Source organism: Nocardioides sambongensis, from assembly GCF_006494815.1.
Classification (GTDB): domain Bacteria; phylum Actinomycetota; class Actinomycetes; order Propionibacteriales; family Nocardioidaceae; genus Nocardioides; species Nocardioides sambongensis.
Window position 1 is genome coordinate 3848883 of the sequence record NZ_CP041091.1, and the last position, 14743, is coordinate 3863625.

10 protein-coding genes, 1 tRNA gene, 1 other RNA gene and 2 pseudogenes are annotated in these 14743 nt (G+C 74.2%); 10 read left to right on the plus strand and 4 right to left on the minus strand.

Annotation, left to right across the window (positions count from 1 at the left end):
- Positions 1-4: 4 nt before the first annotated feature.
- Positions 5-1267, plus strand: a complete 1263-nt coding sequence (locus tag FIV43_RS17885) for a YibE/F family protein (RefSeq protein WP_141015223.1) — start codon at positions 5-7, stop codon at positions 1265-1267.
- Here FIV43_RS17885 and eccCb read toward each other — a convergent pair.
- From eccCb to FIV43_RS22815, 3 genes and pseudogenes are all read right to left on the minus strand, one after another.
- A complete protein-coding gene (eccCb, locus tag FIV43_RS22805) occupies positions 1209-3158 on the minus strand; it encodes a type VII secretion protein EccCb (RefSeq protein ID WP_407938913.1) in 1950 nt (649 codons plus the stop codon). The genes FIV43_RS17885 and eccCb overlap by 59 nt on opposite strands.
- Positions 3159-3377: 219 nt before the next feature.
- Positions 3378-5131: pseudogene (gene eccCa, locus FIV43_RS22810) on the minus strand (type VII secretion protein EccCa); the annotation flags it as partial.
- The gene (locus tag FIV43_RS22815) at positions 5128-5352 is read right to left on the minus strand and encodes a hypothetical protein (RefSeq protein WP_231123503.1); all 225 of its coding nucleotides are present in this window, start codon (positions 5350-5352) and stop codon (positions 5128-5130) included. The pseudogene eccCa and the gene FIV43_RS22815, both read right to left, overlap by 4 nt.
- A gap of 276 nt (positions 5353-5628) precedes the next feature.
- Here FIV43_RS22815 and FIV43_RS17895 point away from each other — a divergent pair, with 276 nt between their 5' ends.
- The 6 genes from FIV43_RS17895 to FIV43_RS17920 all read left to right on the plus strand — a co-directional run bounded on the left by FIV43_RS17895 (position 5629) and on the right by FIV43_RS17920 (position 12136).
- Positions 5629-7011 (plus strand): ubiquitin family protein, encoded by a 1383-nt coding sequence (locus FIV43_RS17895; RefSeq protein ID WP_141015224.1) that lies wholly within the window; start codon positions 5629-5631, stop codon positions 7009-7011.
- A 128-nt stretch (positions 7012-7139) separates the two neighbouring features.
- Positions 7140-7469: a WXG100 family type VII secretion target gene (locus tag FIV43_RS17900; RefSeq protein ID WP_141015225.1), complete on the plus strand. Its 330-nt coding sequence runs from the start codon at positions 7140-7142 to the stop codon at positions 7467-7469.
- A gap of 59 nt (positions 7470-7528) precedes the next feature.
- Positions 7529-7831, plus strand: a complete 303-nt coding sequence (locus FIV43_RS17905; RefSeq protein WP_141015226.1) for a WXG100 family type VII secretion target — start codon at positions 7529-7531, stop codon at positions 7829-7831.
- Positions 7832-7985: 154 nt separating this feature from the next.
- Positions 7986-9353 carry a type VII secretion integral membrane protein EccD gene (gene eccD, locus FIV43_RS17910; protein WP_141015227.1) on the plus strand — a complete coding sequence of 456 codons (1368 nt, stop codon included), beginning with the start codon at positions 7986-7988 and terminating at the stop codon, positions 9351-9353.
- A gap of 6 nt (positions 9354-9359) precedes the next feature.
- Entirely contained in the window at positions 9360-10814 is a 1455-nt protein-coding gene (locus FIV43_RS17915; protein ID WP_141015228.1) for a type VII secretion protein EccB, read from the plus strand.
- Positions 10811-12136, plus strand: coding sequence for a type VII secretion-associated serine protease mycosin (locus FIV43_RS17920; protein WP_181407575.1), 1326 nt, complete (start codon positions 10811-10813; stop codon positions 12134-12136). The genes FIV43_RS17915 and FIV43_RS17920 overlap by 4 nt, the downstream gene beginning before the upstream one ends.
- Before the next feature lie 95 nt (positions 12137-12231).
- Here FIV43_RS17920 and FIV43_RS17925 read toward each other — a convergent pair.
- Positions 12232-12317: transfer RNA gene (locus tag FIV43_RS17925), tRNA-Ser, on the minus strand.
- 273 nt (positions 12318-12590) lie between these two features.
- On the opposite strand from FIV43_RS17925, the gene FIV43_RS23315 reads away from it, so the two are divergent.
- The 3 genes and pseudogenes from FIV43_RS23315 to FIV43_RS21695 form a co-directional block, all read left to right on the plus strand.
- Positions 12591-13046 (plus strand): YigZ family protein, encoded by a 456-nt coding sequence (locus FIV43_RS23315; RefSeq protein ID WP_269204035.1) that lies wholly within the window; start codon positions 12591-12593, stop codon positions 13044-13046.
- A gap of 78 nt (positions 13047-13124) precedes the next feature.
- Positions 13125-13215, plus strand: an RNA gene (gene ffs / locus FIV43_RS17935) — signal recognition particle sRNA small type.
- A 95-nt stretch (positions 13216-13310) separates the two neighbouring features.
- A pseudogene (locus tag FIV43_RS21695) lies at positions 13311-14663 on the plus strand (DNA polymerase III subunit gamma and tau); the annotation flags it as partial.
- Positions 14664-14743 lie beyond the last annotated feature (80 nt).

Here is a 14743-nt window from a genome sequence, read left to right on the forward strand (position 1 = left end):
GACCATGGGCAAGGGGCATGCGCACCGGGCGGACCGCGACGTCGACGAGCAGGTCCAGGTCGCCCGCGGACCGGCGAACGTGCTGCTCGCCGGGCTCGCCGTCTGCCTCCTGGCGGCACTCGCCGGCCTGGTGGCGTGGTGGCCGACGGGGGAGGCGACCGCCCTCGGCGACGACCAGGACGCCAGCCGCTACGCCGCCGAGGGCGTCTCCTTCCCGGTCGGCGAGATCACCGAGATCGTCACCGACTGCTCCGACACCGCCGCGCAGGACGGTACGACGCCGGCCCGCGGCTGCCCCTACCTGAGAGTCGACCTCGGTGACGACGGCGAGGTCGCCGTGGCGGTGGCCGCCGAGGTGGTCGACAGCGGCCTGGAGCCCGGAGACCGGGTGGAGCTGCAGCGCACCCCCACCGAGGACGGCGTCGCCTACTCCTACTCCGGGATCGACCGCGACTCCACGCTGCTGCTCTTCTTCCTGCTCTTCGTCGGGGTGGTGCTGCTGATCGCCCGGTGGCGCGGACTCTTCGCCCTGGTCGGGATGGCCTTCGGCGGGGCCGTGGTCTGGTGGTTCGTGCTACCCGCGCTGCTCGAGGGGGCTCCCGGCGTCGGCGTCGCGCTGGCCGGGTCGACCGCGATCATGTTCGTGGTGCTCTACACCACGCACGGCTTCTCGCTGCGCACCAGCACCGCGCTGGCCGGCACCCTGGTCGGCGTCGCCCTCACCGCCGGCCTCGGCCAGCTCGCCCTGCAGCGGGCGAACCTGGTCGGCATCTCGGAGGAGTCCGGCGCCTTCCTGGCCGCCCTCGCCCCGGGCCTGGACTTCCAGTCGCTCCTGGGCTGTGCACTGGTCATCGCCGGGCTCGGCGTGCTCAACGACGTCACGATCACCCAGGCGTCGGCGGTCTGGGAGCTGCGGGCGGTGGCGCCGGGGACCTCGCGGCGAGGGCTCTTCGCCGCCGGCATGCGGATCGGTCGCGACCACATCGCCTCGACCATCTACACCATCGTCTTCGCCTACGTCGGCACCGCGCTACTGGTGCTGATGCTCTACCAGGTCTACGCCCGCCCGCTGCACGACCTGCTCTCCACCGAGCAGCTCGCCGAGGAGATCGTGCGCACCCTGGTCACCTCGATCGGCCTGGTGCTCGCGGTGCCGATCACCACCGCCCTGGCCGCGCTGGTGGTGGGCGGCCGGGGCGGTGAGGAGATCACAGACTCGGCGGGGTCCACGCCAGCTGCAGCGTCTCCACGCCGGCGTCACGACTGACCAGCCGGGCGCGACCGGGCTGGGCCTTGCTCGGACGCAGGTTGCCGAGCAACGGACCCTCGTCCCTGCTGCCGGAGAGCAGCAGGCCCGGCATGGCCAGGTCGCGCAGCGACTGGATCACCGGCTCGTAGAGCGCACGGGAGGCGCCGCCGGAGCGGCGCGCCACGACCAGGTGCAGTCCGACGTCGCGGGCCTGGGCGAGCAGCGGCTGCAGCTGCGCCACGGGTGAGGCCTGCTGGGTGGCCACCAGGTCGTAGTCGTCGACCACCACGAAGACCTCCGCCCCGGTCCACCAGGAGCGGCTGCGCAGCTGCTCCGGCGTCACGTCCGGGCCGGGGATCCGGCTCTCCAGGTAGGCCGCGAGATCGCGCAGGGCGGGCTGCGCCTGGTTGGCCGAGGTCAGGTAGTTGAGCAGGTACTCCTCGGGGATCTCGCCGAGCAGCGAGCGGCGGTAGTCCACCAGCAGGATCTGCGCCTCCTCGGCGCTGCGGGTCCGCATGATCTCGGCGCAGTAGGAGCGCAGCACGGTGCTCTTGCCGGAGCCGCCGTCGCCGAAGAGCAGCAGGTGCGGCTCGGCGTCGACGTCGACCCCGACCGGGGCGAGCTCGCGCTCGTTGACACCGAGCAGGATCCGCCGGTCGGTTCCCTCCGCCGGGCCTCCGCCACCGACACCGGCCTGCGCGCGCAGGTCGGTGAGGTCGATCCGGTCCGGCAGCAGCCGCAGCTTCGGGCCGGACGGCCCGTTCCACGCCTTGGCCACCTTGGTGATCAGCCCGTCGACCCCGTCGCCGAGGGTGTCCGCGGCGCCGTCGCCGTCGATCCGGGGGAGTGCTCCGAGGAAGTGCAGCTTGCCGGGCACCAGGCCGCGCCCCGGCCGGCCGGCCGGCACCAGGGCGGCGACCTTGCGGTCGACCTCGGAGTCGAGCGGGTCGCCCAGCCGCAGCTCCAGCCGGGTGCCCAGCTGGTCGCGCATCGCGGCGCGGAAGTCCGCCCAGCGGGCGGCGCCGGCGACGACGTGCACGCCGAAGGTCAGGCCGCGGGTGGCGAGCTGCTGGATCTCCAGCTCGAGGTCGTCGAAGTCCGCGCGGAGCGTGCTCCAGCCGTCGACCAGCAGGAAGACGTCGCCGTAGCCGTCGTCGACGGTGCCGTTGCGACCCTGGCCGAACCGTCGGCTGCGGTAGGTCTCGATGGAGTCGATGCCGTGCGCCCGGAAGTAGGCCTCGCGCCGGTCCACCATCACCTTGATCTCGGCGACGATCCGGCGTACCACCTCCGGCTCGGACCGGCTGCCGACGCCGGCCACGTGCGGCAGGTGCGCCATCGGCGCGAAGGTGCCGCCACCGAAGTCGAGCACGTAGAACTGCGTCTCCAGCGGCGTGGTGGTGAGCGCCAGGCTGGTCACCAGGGTGCGCAGCAGGGTGCTCTTGCCGCTGCGCGGACCACCCACCACGGCGACGTGGCCGGCCGCGCCGGCCAGGTTGACGCTCAGCGTGTCGCGCCGCTGCTCGCGGGGGCGGTCCACGGTGCCCAGCGGCACCACCAGCCGGCCGCGGCCGCGCCACTGCGCCGAGACCAGGCCCAGCTCGGGATGCGGCGCCAGGTCCGGCATCAGCTCGTCGAGGGTGTCCGGCACGTCCAGCGGGGGCAGCCAGACCTGGTGCGCCTCCGGCCCGTGGCCGGTCATCCGCCGGACCGCGATGTCGAGCAGCGAGTCGGTGTCCCGGTCGGTGGGGGCCGCGATCTCCTCCGGCTCCGGGTCCGGCTCGTCGAACTCCTGCACCTCGGAGATGGTGAACGGCAGGATGCCGCGGACCTTGCCGCCCTTGCCCCGGCGCACCGCGGCCCGACCGCTCGGCGGCCCCGAGACGTACGCCGCCTTGAACCGGACCATCGAGGTCGGGTCGGGCTTCAGGTAGCCCAGACCGGGCACCGCGGGCAGCTCGTAGGCGTCCGGCACGCCCAGCACGGCCCGGGACTCCTGGGCGCTGAAGGTGCGCAGGCCGATCCGGTAGGAGAGGTGGGACTCCAGTCCGCGCAGCCGCCCCTCCTCCAGGCGCTGGGAGGCCAGCAGCAGGTGCAGGCCCAGAGAGCGGCCGAGCCGGCCGATCGCGACGAACAGGTCGATGAACTCCGGCTTCGCCGAGAGCATCTCGGAGAACTCGTCGACCACGATGAACAGCGACGGCAGCGGCGCCAGGTCCTCGCCGGCGGCCCGCGCCTTCTCGTAGTCGCGGATGGAGGCGAAGTTGCCCGCCTCGCGGAGCAGCTCCTGGCGTCGCACCATCTCGCCGGAGAGCGCGTCCTGCATCCGGTCGACCAGGGTGAGCTCCTGGGCGAGGTTGGTGATCACCGCGGAGACGTGCGGCAGCTCGGACATGCCGGCGAAGGTGGCGCCGCCCTTGAAGTCGACCAGCACCAGGTTGAGCTGCTCGGGGAGTGGGTCAGGGTCAGCCCGAGCACCAGGGTGCGCAGGAACTCCGACTTGCCCGACCCGGTCGCGCCGATCACCAGCCCGTGCGGGCCCATGCCCTGCTGGGCGGACTCCTTGATGTCCAGGTGCACCAGCGAGGAGCCCTCGCCCAGGCCGATCGGCACCCGGAGCCGGTCGCGGGCCGGTCGCTGCCGCCAGGCCGTGGCCGGCTCCAGCGTCCGTACGTCGCCCAGGCCGAGCAGGTCCATGAAGTCGGTGGGGCCGGCGAGCTCCGCGGAGTCCTCGCCCACGACCTTCCCGGCGCTCGGTGTGTAGAGCGGGGTGAGCCGCCGGGCCAGCGCCTCGGCGGTGGCCAGGTCGCACTGGTCGCCCCGGGCGCGGATCGGCTCGTTGCGGACCCGCACCGCGAGCAGCGGCACCGTGGTGTTGCCGGTGACCGGGTCGGTGGTGGGGGCCTCGTCCTGGATCTCCAGGCGCAGGGTGTCCGCGTCGTCCAGCTCGCGCCACCGGGAGGGCAGGTCGATCACGGTGACGCCGTGCAGACCGTCCGGGGGGATCACGTGGTTGCCCGGCGGGAGCTCGGCGTCGTCGGTGACCACGATCAGGTGGGGCAGGGGGGACCGCTCGTCGGCGCCGAAGCGCGGCCGGTCGGAGAGCTCGCTGGGCAGCATCGCGGTCAGGTCGCTGAGCGAGGTGCTCACCATCCGGGCCGGTCCGACCGCGTCGGTCTGGTGCTGGCTGTGCGCGTGCGGCAGCCACTTCGTCCAGTCCCAGTGGGCCAGCGTGCCGTCGCTGGTCAGGACGGCGATCTGCAGCCCGTCGGGGGACTGGAAGGCCGCCGCGGAGCAGAGCAGGGCGCGGACCAGTGCCCGGGCCTCGTCCTCGGGTCCGCACACCTCGATCCGGGAGAAGGCACGCAGGTCGATCGAGGCGGGGAGGTCCGGCTGCAGCCGGTGCACGACGAGGAGCCGGTGCAGCGCGGAGGCGGCGGCGGGGTCGACGTCGTCGATCGCGGTGGTGTCCGGCGGCACCAGCTCCAGTGCCAGCGGCTGCGCGCAGATCCCGTAGCGGACCTGCAGGAACGCGGGGTCGGTGGGCGAGCGCTCCCACACCCGGCTGCGCTCGTCGGCCAGCGAGGGCAGCGCGATCGGGTCCGGGTGGTGCCAGGTCAGCGCCGCCCGCTGCTCGTCGGCGGCGTCGCGGGCGACCTTGCGCACGCTGGAGAGGTAGCGCAGGTACTCAGTCCGGGAGCCGGTGACCTGCTGCTGGCGCTGCTTCCGCTGCCGGTCGATCTGCACGAAGATGAAGCCGAGCGTGGCGAACAGGAACATGCCGGCCGCCACGAACCGGACCGCGCTGTTGCCGCCGCTGCTGCCGAGACTGGCGACCAGCACGATCGAGCCGAGGCTGCCGAGCATCGGGATCGCGTTCATCGCGACGCCGGCGGCCCCTCCGACGGCTGCAGCGCGGGCGGCTCGTTGATCCGCAGCTGGCCCGAGGGCATCTGTGGCCGTTCCCGGCGGCTGCCGCGCAGCGGGACCGGGCCGGCGGCCGGGGCCGGGCTGCGGCCGGCGCTGCGGGGCGTGGGCGCGGCCGGCGGCCGGGGCGAGCTCGGCGGCACCGGCGGGCGCGGCGGGGAGGCGGGAGTGCTCATCGCTCCCGGCCCGGGGTTGGTGCGGGGGCGCCGCGGTCCCGGTCGCCGTGGCGCGACCACGTTCCGTCGTACTGCCGTGCAGGTGTCATCCGCTCAGTCCGCCTCGTGCCCGATCAGTTGCCGAAGTGCGACTACCCTGCCACCTGGTCGGGTAATCGGGGCAACAGCGGTCCACACCGCAGGCACCGTCGACCCGGCGGCGCCGACCAGCTCGATCCACCAGCTCGATCCACACGTCAGGTGCGCCCGAGGCGCAGGAGGACGCTCGGAGGTCCCATGTCCGGTACGACGGCACGACCCGGCCTCTCGGGCGAGACCGCCGCACTGAGCGTGCACGGCCCGGGCGGCGTCCTGGACCTCACCGTGCCGACGGCGGTCACCATCGCCGACGTGGCGCGCGCCTACGCCGCCGACGCGGGCGGCGGCGTCCCGGAGCTGGTCTCCCGGACGGGTCGCCGGCTGGCTCCGGAGCGGACCCTCTCCGAGCTCGGCCTGCACGCCGGTGCGGTGCTGGTCGCGGTCGGACCACAGGCCTCCGCTGCCGGTGCGGGCGCGGCCCGGCGCACGTCCGACCCGGGGCGAGCACCGGCCTACCCGGCGACCGGGTTGGCCGCCTGGATGGCGGGTGCCGTCGTGCTGGCGGCGCTGGCCGCGTGGGCCGGGCTCCAGCGTCCGGCCGACGAGCGCTGGGTCGTGGTCGGCCTGCTCGGCGCTGCCGCGCTGGTGGGCTGCCTCCCGGTGGGCGCCGCCGCCGGTCGCCGGGTGCTGACCGCGCCGGCCTTCGCCGCCGCGGCCTGCCTGCTGGTGGTCTGGGACCCGACGCCGGAGCGGCTGCCCACGGTGCTCGGCGCCGCGGCGCTCGCCGCCGCCGTCACCGCGGCCCTGGGACGCGCCTGGTCCGATCCGGCCGACGGTGCCGACGAGGGACTGTGGGTGTGGATCGTGGTCGGCGCCGGCTGGTTCGTGGTCGCGGTGCTGGGTGCGATCGCCGGCGTGGAGGCCCAGGTGGTGTGGGCGGTGCTGCTGCTCGCCGCGGTGCTCGCGGCACGGATCGTGCCGACGGTGGCGATCGACGTCCCGGACGAGTACCTGATCGACCTGGAGCGACTCGCGGTGAACGCCTGGTCGGCGCGCGACCGCACGCCGGGCAAGCGGGGTCGGGTGGTGGTGCCCACCGCGACCGTCGGAGCGATCGCCGCCCGGGGGGCCCGCAGCATCAACGCCGCCGGGGTCGCCATCCTCGTCGTCACCGTGGTCTCCGCTCCCTTGCTGCTGGCCACTGCGGACATCCATCTGGACCAGATCGGGGCACGCTGCCTGGTCGGCTTCGGCGGCGCGACCCTGCTCCTGGTCGCCCGCACCTACCGCCACCGGCTGGCCCGTACGGCGCTGCGCCTGGCCGGACTGGGCTGCCTGCTGCTCCTGGTCGGGGTGGCCCTGACCACCTGGGAGGGCGACCGCCTGGTGGCGGTGACGCTGTCCGTGGTGCTCGGCGGCGTCGGACTGGCCGTCCTCGCGGTGGCCGTGGGGCGCGGGTGGCGCTCGCCCTGGTGGTCCCGTCGGGCCGAGGTCGGCGAGGTGCTGTTCGGCTCGTTCGCGATCGCATCGCTGGTGGTGGCGGTCGGTCTCTTCCGGTCCCTGTGGGAACTCACGGGTTGATGTTTAGCCCCCGACGGGGGTCGGGTAGCAGGTCGGTGTCGGCTTCTTGGCAGTGCTCGGGAGGCCATCGGAGAAATCGAAATCCACGACAGGCGGCCCAGCCGCCGCATCCCTGAGGAGCAGACACCATGGGCAACTCCGCCGAATTCGGCCAGAGCGAAGGCGTACTCAGCAAGGCAGCGCAGCTGGTCGCCGACGCACGCAGCGACTTCACCGCCTACTCGCGGACGCTGAACGACCAGCTCACCAACATGCGCACCCAGTGGCAGGGACAGGGCGGCCGTTCGTTCGGCGCCTTCGAGGCGACCTGGCAGGAGAAGCACGGCGTGGTCGTCTCCGCGCTCGACACCTTCTCGGCCTCGTTGACCGAGACCGAGCGCGACAACGTCAACACCGACGAGGAGGCCGGCGGCTTCGTCAACACGCTGACCGAGAAGCTCGGTCACGTGAAGGGCTGAGCACCTCCGACCACCCCGGCATCCCCACCCGACGAACTCGACACACGAGGAGCAGCACAATGGGCAACAACATCGACGGCCTCCGGGTCAACCACGCGGCGCTGGAGCAGGCCGCCGCCGACATCGGCACCACGGTCAAGAAGATGGACGAGCGGCTGGACCGCCTGGAGCGCGAGCTCGAGCCGCTGCGCAGCCAGTGGTCCGGTGACCAGCAGATCGCCTACCACGTGGCGAAGGGCCAGTGGGACGGCGCGATGGCGGAGCTGCGGACCGTCCTGAACGACAGCGGTTCCACCGTCAACGTCTCCAACGCCGAGTATGCCGCGGCGGACCGGCGAGGCGCCAACCGCTTCATGGCTTGATGGTCACTGACCGTCCTGGAAGGGACCGACACCTCGGTGTCGGTCCCTTCTCCCTGTCGCGGCCGTCCACCGCCCGCGCGGGCGGCGACCTCGGCGGCGACCGGGAGCGGTGGTGTGCCAGGATGCCGATCTCGGAACCTGCGGGGAGGCTCGGATGACGCAAGGCTCGGTCGCGTCGGGACTGGTGCGCGTGACGGTGACCTCCGGCACCCGGCGGGTGGACCTGGTGCTGCCGGGTGCCGTCCCGCTCGCCGAGCTGCTGCCCGAGCTGGCGCGCAGCGTCGGTCTCCTCGACGCGGCCACCGCCCACGGCGGCTATCGGGTGGTCACCGCCGAGGGGCGCCGCCTCGCGGTCGACACCGGCCTCACGCTGCAGGGCGTCGAGGACGGCGGGCTGCTGATGGTCGCGCCCGGGGTGGACGACGAGGTGCCGCGGATCTACGACGACGTGGTCGAGGCGATGACCGACATCGTCGAGCACGACCTGCGTCCCTGGGAGCCCGCCGCCGGACGTCGCACAGCGCTGGTCGCGGCGGGGCTGCTGCTCGGCCTCGGCGCGCTGGCACTCTGGGTGCAGCGCGACTCCAGCCTGGCCGCCGCGGCGGCGCTGGTGGTCGCGTGTGCACTGGTCTCCGGGGGCGTGGTGCTCTCCCGGGTGCAGCGCGAGCCCGAGGCCGCGGTCACCCTCGGCTGGCTGGGCACCGTCTACGCCGTCGTCGGCGGTCTGGCGCTGGCGCCGACCGACGTGCCCTTCTTCACCGAGCCGATCGCCTACGCCGGCGCCGCCGCCCTGACGGCCGGGCTGCTCGGGGCGATCGGTCTGGGCCCCGGCCGGATCCTGATGTTCCCGCCGGTGGTCCTCGGCGCGATCGGCGTCGCCACCGGCCTGGCGATGCGCGCGATCGAGCCGGACGGCGACCTTCCGGCCGACGTCCTGGTCACCGTGCTCGCCGTCGTGGTGATGCTCGGCAGCGTCTTCCCCTGGCTCGCGCTCGGTGCCACCTCGACCAAGGTGGACACCCTCTACACCGTCGCCGACATCACCGCCGACCCGGCCGAGATCGACCGTGCACGGGTTGCCGGGGACGCCCGCACCGCCCACGAGATCCTGATGGCGATCACCGGCACCGTGGGGCTGCTGATCGTGCTGGTCGCGCCGTTGGCGGTGGGGCTCGGTGTCGCCGGGACGCTGCTCGCCGTGGACGCCTGCGCGATCGTCATGCTGCGCACCCGGCAGTACCGCACCCGGTCCGAGGTCGGGCTCGGGCTGGCCTCCGGCATCGCCGGACTGGCGGTGACCGCGACCTCGGTGCTGCTGCTCCACCCCGACTGGCGACCCACGCTGGCCGTGGTGCTCGCCGCCGCCGGCGGGATCCTGGTCGCCGCGACGCTCGCGCCCAGCGCGCCGTCGGTGCGCCGCGGCCGACTCGGCGACGTGCTCGAGACCGTCGCGCTGGTGGCGCTGATCCCGCTGCTGGTCGTCGCGATCGGTCTGTTCGGCGCGATCTCCGAGGCGATCTGAGCGGCGATGGCGACCAAGAAGGACCTCGTCGAGGCGTATGCCTTCAGCCGCCGGCGCCTGGTGACCGCGTTCGTCTCCGGAGCACCGGGTGGCCGGGAGGTGGAGCCGGCCCGACCGGGCCGGGCGGTGATCGGAGGCGTCGCGCTCGCCGTGCTGCTGATGGCCGGCGCCGCGATCCTCGGGGTGTTCAAGGACACCGACGAGGTCGACTTCGACCAGGTCGGGCTGGTCAGTGACGACCGCGGCACGCTCTACGTGATCCTGGCCGACGACATCCCCGGCTTCGACGAGCCGCCGCTGCGGCAGGTGGTCAACGTGACCTCCGCCCAGCTGATCCTCGGCGCGGAGACCGAGATGCAGGAGGCGTCGACCGACGAGATCGCCGACGTGCCGAAGGGTCCGCCGATCGGCATCGTCAACGCCCCGTCCACCGTGCCGCCCGCCTCCGACCTGCACAACACCGGGTGGACCGCCTGCGTCGGTGGCGGCGAGACGGGCGCGACGCCCGGCGTGCGGGCCCGGATCGGTGAGTCCACCGACGTGACGAGTGCCGAGGACGCGCCGTTCCTGGTGCAGGCCGGCCGGCAGCGGTTCCTGATCGCCGCCGCCACCGACGTCGAGGGGAGCCCCGACCGGGCCTACTCCTACGCCCTCCCGGACGGACCGGACCAGATCTACACCTCGCTCGGCCTCGACGAGTCGAACGCGGTGCGGGTCTCGGAGAAGTGGCTGGCGCTCTTCCCGAGCGGCGGCGCGCTGGACCCCACCGGTCTCGGGATCGAGGGGTTCGGCGAGCCGATCTCCGCCGACCTGCGGCAGGCGGGCTATCCGTCCACCGCCCGCAACGGCGACTACTTCCTGAGCAACGGCCAGCCGGTGGTGTTCACCCGGGCCGGCACCGCCTCGCTCAGCGACTTCGGCCTCGCCGTGCTCCGGGCCACCCCGATGCCGGCCGCCGCCAAGGGCTCCGCCTACCCGAAGGAGCAGAGCGTGGGGGCCGGTGTCGCGCTCGACCTGCTCGGCCCGCTGAACGCCGATGCGCGCTGGCCCACCGAGATCCCGGTGGGCGACCAGCCGACCCAGTACGAGTCGATCTGCGCCGTGCTCGACACCGAGGCCGACGCAGAGCCCGCCGTGCACCTCGCCGTGGACCCCGGCGAGGAGGCCGACTCCTCGGAGGTCACCGATCCGGTGGACGCCGAGGTCGCGCCCGGCCTCGGCGCGGTCGTCCGCTCGGGGGACTGGCCGCTGTCGACGGGCGGCTCGCCGTACCTGATCGACGACCGGGGGGTGGCGTACCCGATCCGGGGCGAGCTGGAGCTGGAGAACCTGGGCTACGGGTCGGTGGACGACGTGGTCGTGCCGGACGTGTGGATCAAGCTGTTCGAGCCGGGGGTGGAGCTCTCCCGCGACGCGGCACTGTGCCCGCCCGACACCTCCGAGACCCCCACGTGCTCGTGAGACACCTGCGCCTGCAGCACCGGCGTCGCGGCCCGCGACGGTTCGCCGCGGCGCTCGCACTGAGCCTCTGCGCGGCACCTGTCGCGCTGGTCGCGACGCCGGTGGCGCCGGCGACGGCAGCCGAGGGCAGTGACTGCCTGCAGACCGACGACTCACCCGACCCGGTGTCGGGGACGAACACCCCCTACGAGCGGCTCGACATCCCCGAGGCCCACGAGGAGCTGAGCAGGCTCGGCATCGCCGCGGGCGGCGGAGTGGACGTGGTCGTGGTCGACTCCGGGATGAAGGTCGGCGCGCTCACCCAGCTGCGGCCGGACGGCTACGAGGGCGGGACTGAGGTGGTCACTCCGCACGCCAGCGTCGTCGCCGGCATCGTGAACGGACCCGATCAGCCGGCCGACGGCGCCGACCCGGCGGTGCCGATCGGGTTCGCCCCCGCCGCGCGGGTCCACTCGGTGTGGGTCTACGAGGCGCCCGCCACCGGTGAGGACGCCTCGGAGGAGGTCCAGTACCCGTCCGCGAGCGTGCTGGCCGAGGGTCTGCAGGCGGTCGCGGCGCAGCTGCGCTCCGGGCAGCTCTCGGCCCGGACCGTCGTGGTCGTGCCGTTCGTGGTCGCGCGCACCGGGGCGTTGAGATCGGCGCTCGACGCGGTGATCGGTGCGGGCGGGCTGGTCGTCGCCACGGGCGGGGATCGGCCGGCGGAGAGCGCCGGGTCCGTGCTCGGCGACTTCGCGGTCTCCGAGGGCACCCTGCCGCCACCTGCCGACGCCCGCGGCCTGGCCTGGCCGGCCGCCCACCCCGAGGTGCTGGCCGTCGGCGTCGACCCGGTGCCCTGGGGGGCCGAGGCGAACGGCTCCTTCCTGCCGAATTCCGACATCGACATCGCCGCCCCGGCGGGCGACGGCGTCTCCCGCGGGCTCGACGGTCGGGCGTGCTGGCTCGAGGCGCCGTCCAGCGACTGGGCCGCCGCCGAGGTCGGCGGGGTGGCCGCGCTGGTCTGGTCGCGGTTCCCCACCGCGGACGCCTCCGCCATCCGTCAGCGGCTGCTGCGGACCGCCGACGGCAACGTGACCACCAACAGCCCCTTCACCGGCCAGGGCGTGGTGCAGCCGGTGGCGGCGCTGGAGCGCCGCGCCGGTGCCTGGACCGAGGACGCCGGCGCGTCGTCGACGGAGGCGGCGCAACGGGCGCCGGCCCCACGCAAGCCCGCCGACGTGCTCGCCGAGACCCGGAGCGAGGCGGTCTGGTGGGGGCTGGTGTGCGGCGGCCTCCTGGTGGTCGCGCTGACCCTGCGGCCGGTGCTGGCGCGGCGGCGTCGCTGAGCCCGGCGCGGGAGATGGTGCGCGGTCCCGGCTCGCGGGCATGAGCGCGCGGGAAATGCAGAACGGCGCCGCACCTGGCGACGCCGTCCGATCGGCGGAGGTAGGGGGATTCGAACCCCCGAGGGCTGTTAACCCAACCCGCTTTCCAAGCGAGCGCCATAGGCCACTAGGCGATACCTCCGCGGAGGAGGCTACCGGTCGGGTGCGGATCCGTGGAAATCGGCCCCGGGAGCCGTGGCGAGCCGGGCGATACCGTCGCTGACGTGGTGAGCTATCGGACGATCGCCCGCGACGTCGAGGCCGAGATCGAGGTCAGGCGGTCCCGGTTCCTCTGCACGCTCGCCCGGGTCGGGACCGAGCCGGACGCGCGGGCGGTGGTCGACCGGTCGCGCCGCGAGCACGGGGACGCCCGGCACCACTGCTCGGCCTTCGTGATCGGCCCGCCCCGCTGCCGGTGGAACGCGCCTCCGACGACGGCGAGCCGGCCGGGACCGCGGGGGCGCCGATGCTCGAGGTGCTGCGCGGCGCCGGGCTCAGCGACGTCGTCGCCGTGGTCACCCGCTGGTTCGGCGGCACCCTGCTCGGTGCCGGCGGACTGGTCCGCGCCTACGGCGACGCGGTGCGCGCGGCGGTCGCCGACGCCGGTGCGGTACGTCGCAGCCTGGTCGTCGAGCACGAGCTGGTGCTCGATCACGCGGACGCCGGACGCGTGGAGAGCGAACTGCGGGCACGCGGCGTGGCGGTGCTCGGGGCCGACTACGCCGAGCGGGTGGCGCTCCGGCTCGGGGTCGGCGACGGCGAGGAGCAGCGGGTGGCGGCGGTGGTCGCCGAACTGACCGCGGGCGCGTCCGGCCTGCGGGTGGTGGGTCGCAGCTGGGCCGACGCACCGGAGCACCCAGCCGGGCCCTGAACCGTGCGGTGGTGCGGGTGCCGGGCGAGCCGGCGGCCCGGACTTCGGGGCCGACGGGCCCGTCGTCTATGGTGGGGCCAACCCCCGTGCGGCGGCATCTCACCCAACTCCCCCAGGGCCGGAAGGCAGCAAGGGTAAGTGGGCTCTGTCGGGTGCACGGGGGCCTTTCGTGCCCGCGGTCCCTCGTCGCCGCCGCGCGGCCGCCCTGGCGCAGCCCGCCTTCGCTGTGTCGGGGCCCGTGGTTAGGGTTCAGGAGTGGACTCGCCGCTCGCCCTCTACCGCCGCTACCGGCCGGAGACCTTCGCCGAGGTGATCGGGCAGGAGCACGTGACCGAGCCGCTGCGTGCGGCGCTGGCCAACAACAGGGTCAACCACGCCTATCTGTTCTCCGGGCCACGCGGCTGCGGCAAGACCACCAGCGCCCGGATCCTGGCCCGCGCCCTCAACTGCGAGAAGGCCCCGATCGCGGACCCGTGCGGCGAGTGCGACAGCTGCCGCGACCTGGCTCGCAACGGTCCGGGGTCGATCGACGTGATCGAGATCGACGCCGCCTCCCACGGTGGTGTCGACGACGCGCGCGACCTGCGGGAGAAGGCGTTCTTCGCCCCGGTGAAGAGCCGCTACAAGGTCTACATCATCGACGAGGCCCACATGGTCACCACGCAGGGCTTCAACGCCCTGCTCAAGCTGGTCGAGGAGCCACCGCCCCACCTGCGGTTCATCTTCGCCACCACCGAGCCGGAGAAGGTCATCCCGACCATCCGGTCGCGGACCCACCACTACCCGTTCCGACTGATCCCGCCGCGCCTGCTGACCGGATACCTCTCCGACCTGTGCCAGCGCGAGGGCGTGGCGATCGAGCCGGCCGCCCTCCCGCTCGTGGTCCGCGCCGGCGCCGGCTCCGCGCGCGACACCCTCTCCGTGCTGGACCAGCTGCTCGGCGGTGCGGGTCCGGCCGGGGTCACCCACGAGCTCGCCACCGGACTCCTCGGCTACACCCCCGACACCCTGCTCGACGACGTCGTCGACGCCTTCGCCGCGGGTGACGGCGCCGCGGTCTTCGGGGTCGTCGACCGGGTGATCGAGACCGGACAGGACCCCCGTCGCTTCACCGAGGACCTGCTGCGACGGCTGCGCGACCTGGTGATCGTCGCGGCGGTCCCCGATGCGCCGGCGACCGGCCTGATCGACGTGGCCGCCGACCAGGCCGAGCGGCTCGTCGCCCAGGCCGCGCGGTTCGGGCGGGCCGACCTCACCCGCGCGGCCGACCTGGTCGCCGCCGGTCTCACCGACATGCGCGGCGCCACCGCCCCGCGGCTCCTGCTCGAGCTGATCTGCGCCCGTGTGCTGCTCCCCGGCGCGGACCACTCGACCGACGGCGTGATGGCCCGGCTGGACCGGCTCGAGCGGCGGATCGCGATCACCGGCACGCCCACCGTCGCCCCGGCTCCCTCCCCGGCCCCGCGCCCGGCCAGGACCGGCCGCAGCCGTCGCGCTCGGAGCGGGCGGCGCCCGAGCGGGTCGAGCAGCCCGTCCCCGCCCAGGAACGGCCGACCCCGGCGCCCGCCCCGACCGAGGCGCCGATCTCCTCGACACCGCCCGGTGCGCCGCCCGCCCGACCGAGGCGCCGATCTCCTCGACACCGCCCGGTGCGACGCCGGCCCCGACGGAGGCGTCGATCTCCTCGACGCCGCCCG

Excerpts from the sequence above, each read along its gene's own strand:
- FIV43_RS17885 (WP_141015223.1), top strand. The coding sequence starts at position 5 with ATGGGCAAGGGGCATGCGCACCGGGCGGACCGCGACGTCGACGAGCAG.
- eccCb (WP_407938913.1), bottom strand. The coding sequence starts at position 3,158 with ATGGTCCGGTTCAAGGCGGCGTACGTCTCGGGGCCGCCGAGCGGTCGG.
- FIV43_RS22815 (WP_231123503.1), bottom strand. The coding sequence starts at position 5,352 with ATGAGCACTCCCGCCTCCCCGCCGCGCCCGCCGGTGCCGCCGAGCTCG.
- FIV43_RS17895 (WP_141015224.1), top strand. The coding sequence starts at position 5,629 with ATGTCCGGTACGACGGCACGACCCGGCCTCTCGGGCGAGACCGCCGCA.
- FIV43_RS17900 (WP_141015225.1), top strand. The coding sequence starts at position 7,140 with ATGGGCAACTCCGCCGAATTCGGCCAGAGCGAAGGCGTACTCAGCAAG.
- FIV43_RS17905 (WP_141015226.1), top strand. The coding sequence starts at position 7,529 with ATGGGCAACAACATCGACGGCCTCCGGGTCAACCACGCGGCGCTGGAG.
- eccD (WP_141015227.1), top strand. The coding sequence starts at position 7,986 with ATGACGCAAGGCTCGGTCGCGTCGGGACTGGTGCGCGTGACGGTGACC.
- FIV43_RS17915 (WP_141015228.1), top strand. The coding sequence starts at position 9,360 with ATGGCGACCAAGAAGGACCTCGTCGAGGCGTATGCCTTCAGCCGCCGG.